Origin of the sequence: Citrobacter sp. Cpo142 (assembly GCF_030332425.1) — a bacterium.
GTDB lineage: Bacteria > Pseudomonadota > Gammaproteobacteria > Enterobacterales > Enterobacteriaceae > Citrobacter > Citrobacter portucalensis.
Window position 1 is genome coordinate 240,046 of sequence record NZ_JAOWHW010000126.1, and the last position, 12,581, is coordinate 252,626.

The following is a 12,581-nucleotide window of genomic DNA, read 5'->3' on the forward strand; positions in this document are numbered from 1 at the left end:
CTTGTGTGTAATTTTGCTACTCATCCGACCACTTATTTTTATCTATTGATGCTCCGTTTAGCTAAAAACCGTAATTAAGTTACATAAAAGTTAAATTAATACTAATCATTAGTTAAACAATGGTCTTTGCCATTTTTATACTTTTTTTACACCTCTCTAACTGATTTTTGCGAAATCTTTGCAAGCAAAATTCTACGCTCTGGTTATCACATTTATGCCACTGGAGGTGCACCGTGAGTGCAGGCGTGATAACCGGCATTGTGCTGGTCTTTTTATTATTAGGTTATCTGGTGTATGCCCTGATTAATGCGGAGGCGTTCTGATGGCGGCCCAAGGATTTTTACTCATCGCCAGTTTCTTGCTGGTACTGTTTATCATCGCCAGACCACTGGGTTTTGGCTTGGCTCGGCTGATCAATAATACGTCCCTGCCGGGCCTGGCTGGCGTGGAACATCTGCTCTGGCGCGGTCTGGGCATCTCGCAGCAGGAGATGAACTGGCGGCAGTATCTGTTGGCGATCCTCGTGCTCAATGTGCTGGGTTTGCTGGTCCTGTTTTCAATGCTGATGGCGCAAAACCTGCTGCCGCTAAATCCGCAACAGCTACCTGGGCTTTCGTGGGATTTGGCGCTCAACACGGCGGTAAGTTTTGTCACCAACACCAACTGGCAATCCTATGCTGGCGAAACCACCTTAAGCTACTTCAGCCAGATGGTCGGGCTGACCGTGCAGAACTTCCTGTCAGCGGCAACCGGGATTGCGGTGATTTTTGCCCTGGCCCGTGCCTTTACTCGCCAGAGTATGAACACGCTGGGCAACGCCTGGGTCGATCTGGTTCGCATTACGCTGTGGATCCTGCTCCCCATTGCATTGCTCATTGCGTTGTTCTTCATTCAGCAAGGTGTGCTGCAAAACGTGTTGCCCTATCAGCCCATTACTACCCTTGAAGGGGTGAAACAGGTGCTGCCGATGGGGCCCGTCGCCTCACAGGAAGCGATTAAGATGCTTGGCACTAACGGGGGCGGGTTCTTTAACGCTAACTCATCACATCCGTTTGAAAACCCTACCGCGTTGACCAATCTGGTACAGATGTTGGCCATTTTCTTAATTCCTACCGCGCTGTGTTTTGCCTTTGGTGATGTGGTTGGCGATCGTCGCCAGGGGCGGACCCTGCTGTGGGCCATGTCGCTGATATTTGTGGTCTGCGTAGCCGTGGTGATGTGGGCCGAAGTTCAAGGCAACCCGCACCTGATGGCATTCGGTGCAGACAGTAATATCAACATGGAAGGCAAAGAAAGCCGCTTTGGCGTGCTGGCTACGAGTCTTTTTTCCGTCGTGACGACAGCGGCATCTTGCGGCGCTGTCGATGCGATGCATGACTCCTTCACCGCGCTGGGTGGGATGGTGCCGATGTGGCTAATGCAGATTGGCGAAGTGGTCTTCGGTGGTGTCGGTTCGGGCCTGTACGGCATGCTGCTGTTCGTGTTGTTGGCGGTGTTTATCGCGGGCCTGATGATTGGTCGCACGCCGGAATATCTGGGTAAGAAAATAGACGTGCGTGAAATGAAAATGACTGCACTGGCGATTCTGGTCACCCCTGCGCTGGTACTGCTCGGTACGGCGATAGCGATGATGAGCGATGCCGGGCGCAGCGCCATGCTCAACCCTGGTCCACATGGCTTTAGTGAAGTGTTGTACGCCGTATCGTCTGCCGCGAACAACAACGGTAGCGCCTTCGCCGGATTAAGCGCCAACAGCCCGTTCTGGAACTGTCTGCTGGCCCTGTGCATGTTCTTCGGCCGTTTCGGCGTGATCATTCCCGTGATGGCAATTGCCGGATCGCTGGTCAGTAAAAAGATCCAGCCAGCAAGCCCTGGCACGCTGCCTACTCACGGTGCACTGTTTGTCGGGTTGTTAATCGGTACGGTGTTACTGGTTGGCGCCCTCACCTTTGTTCCTGCCCTGGCACTTGGCCCGGTCGCAGAATACCTGTCATTACACTGAGTGATGCGGAGCACATGACTATGAGTCGCAAGCAACTGGCGCTGTTCGAACCCTCTCTGGTCGCACAGGCGCTGATGGACGCCGTGAAAAAATTAAGCCCACATACCCAGTGGCGCAATCCGGTGATGTTTATCGTCTGGCTGGGCAGTCTGCTGACAACCCTGTTAACGCTGGCAATGGCCACAGGCCATATGCAAGGCAATCCGTGGTTTACCGGCGCGATAAGTCTGTGGCTGTGGATTACCGTTCTGTTCGCCAACTTTGCCGAAGCGCTGGCGGAAGGACGCAGTAAGGCTCAGGCTAACAGTCTGAAAGGAGTTAAAAAAACCGCTTTTGCTCGCAAACTCCGCGAACCGAAATACGGTGCCGCCATGGATCACGTTCCGGCGGAGGATTTGCGCAAAGGAGATATCGTGTTAGTAGAAGCGGGCGATATTATCCCGTGTGACGGCGAGGTCATCGAAGGTGGCGCATCGGTGGATGAAAGCGCCATTACCGGTGAATCCGCGCCGGTCATTCGTGAATCCGGTGGTGATTTCGCCTCCGTCACCGGCGGGACCCGCATCCTCTCCGACTGGCTGGTGATCGAATGTAGCGTGAACCCTGGTGAAACGTTCCTCGACCGGATGATCGCCATGGTTGAAGGCGCGCAGCGGCGTAAAACGCCGAATGAAATCGCCCTGACGATCCTGTTGATAGCCCTGACCATCGTTTTTCTGCTGGCGACCGCCACGCTGTGGCCGTTTTCCGCCTGGGGTGGTAGCGCGGTTAGCGTCACAGTACTGGTTGCCCTGCTGGTGTGTCTGATCCCCACCACCATCGGTGGGTTGCTCTCTGCTATTGGCGTCGCCGGGATGAGCCGCATGTTGGGCGCGAACGTCATCGCCACCAGCGGACGTGCAGTGGAAGCGGCGGGTGACGTGGACGTACTGCTGCTGGACAAAACCGGCACCATTACGCTGGGTAACCGCCAGGCTTCGGATTTTCTGCCCGCCCTGGGCGTGGACGAAAAAACGCTGGCCGACGCCGCGCAGCTTTCATCACTGGCCGATGAAACCCCTGAAGGCCGCAGTATCGTGATTCTGGCAAAACAGCGCTTTAATCTGCGTATTCGCGACGTGCAATCGCTGCACGCCACCTTTGTACCGTTTACCGCCCAAAGCCGAATGAGCGGGATCAACATCGACAACCGCATGATCCGCAAAGGGTCGGTCGATGCTATTCGTCGTCACGTCGAAGCCAACGGCGGCCACTTCCCTGCCGACGTGGAGCAGAAGGTCGAAAACGTCGCACGCCTTGGCGCTACGCCGCTGGTGGTTGCCGAAGGCTCCCACGTGCTGGGCGTGATTGCCCTGAAAGATATCGTAAAAGGCGGAATCAAAGAACGTTTTGCCCAACTACGCAAAATGGGCATCAAAACGGTGATGATCACCGGCGATAACCGCCTGACCGCCGCCGCGATTGCGGCAGAAGCCGGGGTAGATGACTTCTTAGCTGAAGCCACGCCGGAAGCCAAGCTGGCGCTGATTCGTCAGTATCAGGCGGAAGGTCGTCTGGTGGCGATGACCGGCGACGGAACCAATGACGCCCCGGCGCTGGCGCAAGCCGACGTGGCGGTCGCCATGAACTCCGGGACCCAGGCGGCGAAAGAAGCAGGCAACATGGTGGATCTCGACTCTAACCCCACCAAGCTGATTGAAGTGGTGCACATTGGTAAACAGATGCTGATGACGCGTGGTTCGCTGACCACCTTCAGTATCGCCAACGACGTGGCGAAGTATTTCGCCATTATCCCGGCCGCGTTCGCCGCCACCTACCCGCAGCTCAATGCGCTTAACGTGATGGGCTTGCATTCGCCGGACTCGGCGATCCTCAGCGCGGTTATCTTTAATGCGCTGGTTATCGTCTTACTGATCCCGCTGGCGCTTAAAGGCGTGGGCTACAAACCGTTATCCGCATCCGCAATGCTGCGCCGTAATTTGTGGATCTATGGTCTGGGTGGTCTGGTTGTGCCGTTTATCGGTATCAAAGCAATTGATTTACTGCTGACCCTACTGGGTCTGGTGTGAGGTTTCAGATGAGTGGATTACGTCCTGCATTATCAACATTGATTTTCCTGATGCTTATCACCGGCGGAGCTTACCCGTTGTTGACCACCGCGTTGGGGCAGTGGTGGTTTCCCCACCAGGCTAACGGCTCGCTTCTACGCGAAGATCAAGTCGTTCGCGGCTCTGCGCTCATTGGGCAACATTTTACCGCGGCCGGTTATTTTCAGGGACGTCCGTCAGCTACAGCAGAAATGCCCTATAATCCAATGGTTTCAGGCGGCAGTAACCTGGCAGCCAGCAATCCGGAACTGGATAAACAGCTGCAAAGCCGGATAGCCGCACTGCGTGCTGCTAACCCGCAGGCAAATCCTGTCGTTCCGGTAGAGCTGGTAACGGCTTCTGCCAGCGGGTTGGATAACAATCTGACGCCAGCCGCGGTGGCCTGGCAAATCCCCCGCGTGGCGCAGGCTCGCAACCTCAGCGTTGAAGAGGTCACGCGCCTGGTTGCACAATACACGCAAAAGCCGTTGGTCAGTTTTATCGGCCAGCCGGTGGTGAACCTGGTAGAACTTAATTTAGCGCTGGATAAGCACTGAGAAAAAGGACATGCATAACGAACCCTTACGCCCCGACCCCGATCGCCTGCTGGAGCAGACCGCTGCCCCGCACCGCGGAAAACTGAAAATTTTCTTCGGCGCGTGTGCAGGCGTCGGTAAAACCTGGGCCATGCTGGCAGAGGCCCAACGGTTGCGGGCGCAGGGGTTAGATGTGCTGATTGGGGTGGTGGAAACCCACGGACGCAAAGAGACCGCCGCGTTGCTGGACGGTCTCAGCATCCTGCCGCTAAAGAGACAGGCGCGCCATGGTCGTCATATTAGCGAGTTCGATCTCGACGCGGCGCTGGCCCGCCGTCCGGCGCTCATTTTGATGGATGAACTGGCGCACAGTAATGCGCCTGGCTCACGCCACCCTAAGCGTTGGCAAGACATTGAAGAGCTGCTCGAAGCCGGTATTGACGTTTTTACTACCGTCAACGTGCAGCATCTGGAAAGCCTCAATGATGTGGTTAGCGGCGTCACCGGCATTCAGGTTCGCGAAACCGTCCCCGATCCTTTTTTCGATGCCGCCGACGATGTGGTGCTGGTCGATCTTCCCCCCGACGATTTGCGCCAACGCCTGAACGAAGGCAAGGTCTATATCGCCGGTCAGGCGGAAAGAGCTATCGAGCATTTCTTTCGCAAAGGTAACTTGATCGCGCTACGTGAGCTGGCCCTGCGCCGCACGGCCGATCGGGTTGACGATCAGATGCGTGCCTGGCGAGGGCGTCCGGGGGAAGAAAAAGTCTGGCATACCCGTGACGCCATTTTACTGTGCATTGGACACAATACCGGCAGCGAAAAGCTGGTGCGTGCTGCCGCGCGTCTGGCAGCGCGCCTCGGCAGCGTCTGGCATGCAGTGTATGTCGAAACGCCAGCGCTGCACCGACTGCCCGAAAAACAGCGCCGCGCAATTTTAAGCGCTCTGCGGTTAGCCCAGGAGCTGGGTGCAGAAACCGCCACCCTTTCCGATCCCGCTGAAGACAAGGCTGTAATCCGCTACGCCCGTGAGCATAATCTGGGAAAAATTGTCCTCGGACGTCCGGCTACACGACGCTGGTGGCGCAGTGATTCTTTTGCTGACAAACTGGCCCATCGCGCACCGGATCTCGACCTGATGATTGTTGCGCTCGATGAGCCACTTTCGCGCCCTGTGCTACAAACTGCAGATAACCGCACCTTTAAGGATAAATGGCGGGTACAAATTCAGGGTTGTGTGGTTGCCGTCGCGCTGTGCGCCATCATTACGTTGATTGCCATGCAGTGGTTGATGGCCTTTGACGCCGCCAACCTGGTGATGATCTATTTATTGGGCGTGGTGGTTATCGCCCTCTTTTACGGACGCTGGCCGTCGGTGCTGGCAACTTTTATTAACGTCGCCAGCTTCGATCTCTTCTTTATTGCTCCACGCGGCACGCTGGCCGTTTCCGACGTCCAGTACCTGCTCACCTTCGCCGTGATGCTAACGGTAGGGCTGGTAATCGGTAATCTTACCGCCGGAGTGCGTTATCAGGCTCGGGTAGCCCGTTATCGCGAACAACGTACGCGCCATTTGTATGAGATGTCGAAAGCGCTGGCCGTCGGACGGAGTCAGCAAGATATCGCCGCCACCAGCGAACAGTTTATTGCCTCAACGTTCCAGGCCCGCAGCCAGGTTTTACTGCCCAGTGAGAACGGTAAGCTGGCCCCTCTCACCCATCAACAAGGCATGACACCGTGGGATGATGCCATTGCCCAATGGAGCTTTGATAAAGGGCAACCGGCTGGCGCAGGTACTGACACGTTGCCAGGAGTGCCGTATCAAATTTTACCGTTAAAAAGTGCCGACAAAACGCATGGGCTGCTGGTTGTGGAACCGGGAAATTTACGCCAGCTGATGATCCCCGAACAGCAACGCCTGCTGGAAACTTTCACTTTACTGGTCGCCAGTGCGCTGGAGCGTCTGACGCTAACCGCCAGCGAAGAGCAGGCCCGGTTTGCCAGCGAGCGCGAAAGCATTCGTAACGCGCTGCTCGCCGCCCTTTCCCACGATTTACGTACGCCGCTAACGGTGCTGTTTGGTCAGGCAGAGATCTTAACGCTGGATCTGGCCAGCGAAGGATCGCCGCACGCACGCCAGGCCAGCGAGATTCGCCAGCACGTCCTGAATACCACCCGACTGGTTAATAACCTGCTGGATATGGCGCGAATTCAGTCTGGCGGCTTTAATCTTAAGAAGGAGTGGTTAACACTGGAAGAGGTGGTCGGCAGCGCCCTGCAGATGCTGGAGCCAGGACTCTCTGCTCCTATTAATTTGTCGCTACCAGCACCGTTGACGCTGATCCACGTCGATGGCCCACTCTTTGAACGGGTGCTGATTAATCTGCTGGAAAACGCCGTTAAATACGCAGGTCCAGCGGCGCAAATCGGTATTGATGCCAGCGTCGATGGCGAGCACCTGCAACTGGACGTCTGGGATGATGGCCCCGGCATTCCATCGGGTATGGAGCAGCGAGTTTTTGACAAGTTTTCCCGGGGAAACAAAGAGTCATCGGTACCGGGCGTTGGGCTGGGGCTGGCAATCTGCCAGGCCATTGTGGACGTTCACGGCGGTACAATTTCCGTCCACAATCGCGCACAGGGAGGAGCATGTTTCCGTGTTACACTGCCCCAGGAAATCCCCCCTGAACTTGAAGATTTTCATGAGGATATGTGACGAACGTACTGATTGTTGAAGATGAACAGGCTATCCGTCGCTTTCTGCGCACCGCGCTGGAAGCCGATGGTCTGCGTGTATATGAAGCGGAAACGCTGCAACGTGGTCTGCTGGAAGCCGCCACGCGAAAACCCGATCTCATCATTCTCGATCTCGGTCTGCCGGACGGTGACGGCATTGATTTTATTCGTGATCTGCGACAATGGAGCCATATACCGATAATTGTGCTCTCAGCCCGCAGCGAAGAAAGCGATAAAATCGCCGCTCTGGATGCCGGTGCCGATGACTATCTCAGTAAACCCTTTGGTATTGGCGAGCTACAGGCACGATTACGCGTGGCATTGCGTCGCCACGCCAGCGGCGCGTCTCCCGAGCCGGTGGTGCATTTTTCCAACGTAAAAGTAGATATCGCCGCCCGGCTCGTACATCGTGGTGATGAAGAGATTCATCTGACGCCGATTGAGTTTCGCCTGTTAGCGGTACTGCTGAATAATGCCGGAAAGGTACTGACGCAACGCCAGTTGCTAAATCAGGTTTGGGGACCAAACGCCGTCGAACACAGTCATTATCTGCGAATTTACATGGGACACCTGCGCCAGAAGCTGGAACTGGACCCGGCGCGTCCGCGTCATTTTCTGACCGAAACAGGGATTGGTTATCGGTTTATGCCGTGAATCTAAGCCGAATAAAAAAAGCCGGATCAGCACAAAGCTATCCGGCTTTTTAATTCATGCCGGATAGCGACGCTTGCGTCTTATCCGGCCTACGGTTTACGCGTTCTTCAGCACTTCACTGACGATCTCAACCGCTTCTTTTTCGATCTGCTTGCGGTGTTCTTCACCGAGGAAGCTCTCGCAGTAGATTTTGTAAGCGTCTTCCGTACCTGACGGACGTGCGGCAAACCAGCCGTTGTCAGTCATGACTTTCAGACCGCCGATAGAAGCACCGTTGCCCGGTGCCGCCGTCAGACGTGCGGTGATCGGGTCGCCCGCCAGCGTGCTAGCACTCACCATTTCCGGAGACAGCTTAGACAGCGCCGCTTTCTGTGCGGAGGTCGCACTTGCCTGCAGGCGGTTGTAGCTCGGCGCACCAAAGCGGGCAGCCAGTTCGTTGTAGTGCTCCTGCGGATTCTTACCGGTCACTGCGGTAATTTCTGCCGCCAACAAGCACATGATGATGCCGTCTTTGTCGGTCGACCACGGTGTACCGTCGAAACGCAGGAAAGATGCCCCCGCGCTCTCTTCACCACCAAAGCCAAAGCTGCCGTCGAACAGACCGTCAACAAACCATTTAAAGCCAACCGGCACTTCGACCAGTTTACGCCCTAAATCATTCACCACGCGGTCAATCATCGCCGAGGACACCAGCGTCTTACCAACGGCAACATCTTTGCCCCACTGCGGGCGATGCTGGAACAGGTAGTTGATCGCCACCGCCAGATAGTGGTTCGGATTCATCAGCCCTGCCGGGGTGACAATACCGTGACGGTCGTAGTCTGGGTCGTTGGCAAAGGCCAGATCGAACTTGTCGCGCAGCGCCAGCAGGCCTGCCATCGCGCACTCGGAGGAGCAGTCCATGCGGATTGCGCCATCTTTGTCGAGATGCATGAAACGGAAAGTCTGATCAACGTGATCGTTAACGATAGTCAGGTTCAGGTTGTAGTGCTTAGCAATACGCTTCCAGTATTCGATACCGGAACCGCCCAGCGGATCGACACCCAGCGTCAGACCCGCTTTTTGGATCGCCGCCATGTCGACGATGTCAGCCAGTCCTTCAACAAACGGCTGAACCAGATCCTGCTCTGTTACATGGCCAGATGCCAGCGCAGCGTCCAGCGACATGCGCTTCACGCCTTGCAAACCGTCAGCCAGCAGCGCGTTGGCTCTGTCTTCCACCACTTTGGTGACGTTGGTATCTGCCGGACCACCGTTTGGCGGGTTATATTTAATGCCGCCATCTTCCGGCGGATTGTGGGACGGCGTGATCACAATGCCGTCAGCCAGCGGGCCGCCTTTTTTGTTGTGAACCAGGATAGCATTCGACACAGCAGGGGTTGGCGTAAAGCCGTTATTTTCCTGCACGATGACGTCAACGCCGTTCGCCGCCAGCACTTCCAGTACAGAGATAAAAGCCGGTTCAGACAGCGCGTGGGTATCCTTGCCCACATAGCACGGGCCAGTAATCCCGTTTTTCGCACGTTCTTCGGCAATCGCCTGAGCGATAGCCAGAATATGCGGCTCGTTAAAACTATGACGACCTGCACTGCCGCGATGTCCGGACGTACCGAACTTAACGGCGTGCTCAGCGTTCCCTGCTGTTGGTTTCAGTACATAATACTGTGCCGTCAGTTGGGCGACGTTAATCAAATCACTCTGTTGCGCAGGTTGACCTGCACGGTTGTGGATTGCCATTGCCTGGTCCTTCTAATGCAAGGATTAAATTGTTCCGCAAACCTTTTCAATCAATTCCGCGGGGAATTGCATTGACTGCATGATGTGTTCAACCATGCTGCATTTACGGCCGGTATTGGTGTTGGTGATCACCCAGTACGGCGTGCCTGGCACGTGTTTCGGTTTGGTTTGATTACCATTTTTCAGCAGCGTCTGTTCATCTGCTGCAAAATAAACGCGCGTACGGCCATGCAACGATTCCGTTGCTTCGGCGAACGCGTTTTGATCCAGTGAATAGAGTGTAGACAGCACCAGCATAAAGCGATTTACTGCTTTCTTCTGTTCCGCGTATTCGTCGGACAGCAGCAGTTCACGCATCGCGCGCACTTTATCTTTTACGGGGTTAACCGGCTTAGCTTCCACGACAGGTTGCACAGCGCGGACTTCTTTGACTATCGGAGTGACAGGCTGTGATGCGGCGGAAAATTTCAACATACGCCGTAAAATGTCGGATGCGCTCTCGCCAATATGCTTGGTGTGGCTGGCAATATAGCTATAGAGTTCATCATCAACTTCAATCGTTTTCATCTTAATCCAGTGCAGTGTTTAGCTGAATACAAGTTGTCGGGGTAAACACACGTAGTGTAAAGGCAAATCCCAACAGCGGATAGCGTCAAGCCTGGTGGCCAGCAAAACTCAGAGTAACCGTAGTTGTTGCAGCCATGTGGCAGAATGGTCAACATGATACCCTAACCCGTGAGTGTGAAAAAAAGAACTTTGCCATGAAATTGAATATCCGAGCGCAATCTGCGCAAAACCTGCACAATAATTCTCCCATCGTCCTGGTTCACGGCCTGTTTGGCAGTCTGGATAACCTGGGGATCCTGGCGCGCGATCTGGTGGTCGATCACGATATCATCCAGGTCGATATGCGAAATCATGGCCTCTCCCCTCGCTCCCCTGAGATGAATTATCCGGCCATGGCGCAAGATTTGCTGGATACGCTGGACGCTCAGCAAATAGAAAAGGCGACCTTTATTGGTCACTCGATGGGGGGAAAAGCCGTCATGGCATTAACCGCGCTGGCTCCTGATCGTATCGATCGACTGGTGGCCATTGATATTGCACCGGTCGACTATCAAGTTCGCCGTCACGATGCGATCTTTACCGCTATTAATGCCGTAACCGATGCCCAGGTCACTTCGCGTCAGCAGGCGGCCAGCGTCATGCGTCAGCATCTGCATGAGGAAGGCGTAATCCAGTTTCTGCTGAAATCTTTCGTCGACGGCGAATGGCGTTTTAACGTTCCCGTGCTGTGGGATCAGTATCCTCATATCGTCGGTTGGGAAACCATTCCTGCGTGGGAGCACCCGGCGCTGTTTATCCCTGGCGGCAACTCACCGTATGTTACCGAAGCGTATCGCGAACAGCTGCTGGCGCAATTTCCGCAGGCTCGGGCGCATGTTATTGCTGGAGCCGGTCATTGGGTGCATGCGGAAAAACCGGAGGCGGTGCTGCGCGCCATCCGTCGTTATCTGAACGAATACGCTAACTGATTAAAAACTCAGCGTCTGCGCGCGATTACGCGCGTGGGCGTTGGCGTGTCACCCCTGCTGATGTATTATGGCGCGCTATCCATCCGGGCAGACGCCTGGCTGATTGTTTCCCCGAAGTCACCAAGATCATGGCCAAAGAACAAACGGACCGTACGACATTAGATCTGTTCGCGCAGGAGCGTCGCCCGGGACGACCCAAAACTAATCCGCTCTCGCGTGATGAACAGTTACGTATTAATAAACGTAATCAGCTTAAGCGTGACAAAGTTCGCGGGCTTAAGCGTGTCGAACTGAAACTGAACGCTGATGCCGTTGACGCTCTGAACGAGCTGGCGGAGGCGCGCAACATGAGTCGCAGTGAACTCATCGAAGAGATGCTGATGACCCAACTCAGCACATTGCGCGGTCAGGCATAGTCTGAATTTCTGCTCTATACCCAAATAATTCGAGTTACAGGAAGGCGGCAAATGAACGAATCCCGGTGAGCTTACTGCAGTAAGTGATTCGGGTGAGTGAGCGCAGCCAACGCACCTGAAACTTGAAGTATGACGGGTATAAATCATAAATCGTGTAGCACAGAGTGCAGTCCTGCGTGTTTGCTGTTTCCGCATGCCTGACTGTTCTGCTATGATTGCCCTTATCCGTGGGCAATGCGCCACCACCATTTCAATAAGTTTCAAGAGGTTATTTAACTCATGGCAATCACTGGCATCTTTTTCGGCAGCGACACCGGTAATACCGAAAACATCGCAAAAATGATTCAAAAACAGCTTGGTAAAGACGTTGCCGATGTTCATGACATTGCAAAAAGTAGCAAAGAAGACCTCGAAGGTTATGACATTCTGCTGCTCGGCATCCCAACCTGGTACTACGGTGAAGCGCAGTGTGACTGGGATGACTTCTTCCCTACCCTCGAAGACATTGATTTTAACGGCAAACTGGTTGCATTGTTCGGCTGTGGCGACCAGGAAGATTACGCAGAGTATTTCTGCGATGCGTTAGGCACAATTCGCGACATCATCGAACCGCGCGGTGCAACCATCGTTGGTCACTGGCCGACTGCGGGTTATCACTTTGAAGCGTCTAAAGGCCTGGCTGACGACGACCACTTTGTCGGTCTGGCTATCGATGAAGATCGCCAGCCAGAACTGACAGCAGAACGCGTAGAAAAATGGGTTAAGCAGATCTCTGAAGAGCTGCACCTCGACGAAATCATTAATGCCTGATTTCGTGCGGCGTAGATTTCCATCTGCGCCGCATCAATAGATAAAACCAATCAAAATAATTGCTACAA

The 12,581-nt window shown here is 54.7% G+C and carries 11 protein-coding genes; 9 read left to right on the forward strand and 2 right to left on the reverse strand.

Translation table 11 applies throughout. The features are described from left to right. Positions 1 to 233: 233 nt before the first annotated feature. Genes kdpF through kdpE form a run of 6 tightly spaced genes read left to right on the forward strand, consistent with a single transcriptional unit; the run spans position 234 to position 8,015 of the window. Positions 234 to 323 (forward strand): K(+)-transporting ATPase subunit F, encoded by a 90-nt coding sequence (gene kdpF, locus OGY18_RS16095; RefSeq protein ID WP_001670793.1) that lies wholly within the window; start codon positions 234 to 236, stop codon positions 321 to 323. Beyond that, entirely contained in the window at positions 323 to 2,002 is a 1,680-nt protein-coding gene (gene kdpA / locus OGY18_RS16100; protein WP_149335050.1) for a potassium-transporting ATPase subunit KdpA, read from the forward strand. Before kdpF ends, kdpA begins: the two co-directional genes overlap by 1 nt. 20 nt (positions 2,003 to 2,022) lie before the next feature. After that, on the forward strand, positions 2,023 to 4,071 hold the full coding sequence (kdpB, locus tag OGY18_RS16105) for a potassium-transporting ATPase subunit KdpB (RefSeq protein WP_286546762.1): 2,049 nt from the start codon (positions 2,023 to 2,025) through the stop codon (positions 4,069 to 4,071). Between the two features lie 8 nt (positions 4,072 to 4,079). Further along, positions 4,080 to 4,646, forward strand: a complete 567-nt coding sequence (gene kdpC, locus OGY18_RS16110) for a potassium-transporting ATPase subunit KdpC (RefSeq protein ID WP_286553606.1) — start codon at positions 4,080 to 4,082, stop codon at positions 4,644 to 4,646. Positions 4,647 to 4,656: 10 nt separating this feature from the next. Further along, positions 4,657 to 7,341, forward strand: a complete 2,685-nt coding sequence (kdpD, locus tag OGY18_RS16115) for a two-component system sensor histidine kinase KdpD (protein ID WP_286553608.1) — start codon at positions 4,657 to 4,659, stop codon at positions 7,339 to 7,341. Beyond that, a complete protein-coding gene (kdpE, locus tag OGY18_RS16120; protein ID WP_174785000.1) occupies positions 7,338 to 8,015 on the forward strand; it encodes a two-component system response regulator KdpE in 678 nt (225 codons plus the stop codon). The genes kdpD and kdpE overlap by 4 nt, the downstream gene beginning before the upstream one ends. Before the next feature lie 96 nt (positions 8,016 to 8,111). On the opposite strand, the gene pgm is transcribed toward kdpE, so the two are convergent. Both pgm and seqA read right to left on the reverse strand, forming a co-directional pair. Continuing rightward, positions 8,112 to 9,752: a phosphoglucomutase (alpha-D-glucose-1,6-bisphosphate-dependent) gene (gene pgm / locus OGY18_RS16125; RefSeq protein WP_008784117.1), complete on the reverse strand. Its 1,641-nt coding sequence runs from the start codon at positions 9,750 to 9,752 to the stop codon at positions 8,112 to 8,114. A 24-nt stretch (positions 9,753 to 9,776) separates the two neighbouring features. After that, a complete protein-coding gene (gene seqA, locus OGY18_RS16130; RefSeq protein WP_003022848.1) occupies positions 9,777 to 10,319 on the reverse strand; it encodes a replication initiation negative regulator SeqA in 543 nt (180 codons plus the stop codon). Between the two features lie 194 nt (positions 10,320 to 10,513). Here seqA and ybfF point away from each other — a divergent pair, with 194 nt between their 5' ends. The 3 genes from ybfF (at position 10,514) to fldA (ending at position 12,513) form a co-directional block, all read left to right on the forward strand. Beyond that, on the forward strand, positions 10,514 to 11,287 hold the full coding sequence (gene ybfF / locus OGY18_RS16135; RefSeq protein WP_286553616.1) for an esterase: 774 nt from the start codon (positions 10,514 to 10,516) through the stop codon (positions 11,285 to 11,287). 128 nt (positions 11,288 to 11,415) lie between these two features. Further along, the gene (ybfE, locus tag OGY18_RS16140) at positions 11,416 to 11,703 is read left to right on the forward strand and encodes a LexA regulated protein (RefSeq protein WP_003831362.1); all 288 of its coding nucleotides are present in this window, start codon (positions 11,416 to 11,418) and stop codon (positions 11,701 to 11,703) included. A 279-nt stretch (positions 11,704 to 11,982) separates the two neighbouring features. Beyond that, positions 11,983 to 12,513 (forward strand): flavodoxin FldA, encoded by a 531-nt coding sequence (fldA, locus tag OGY18_RS16145; protein ID WP_003022839.1) that lies wholly within the window; start codon positions 11,983 to 11,985, stop codon positions 12,511 to 12,513. Positions 12,514 to 12,581 lie beyond the last annotated feature (68 nt).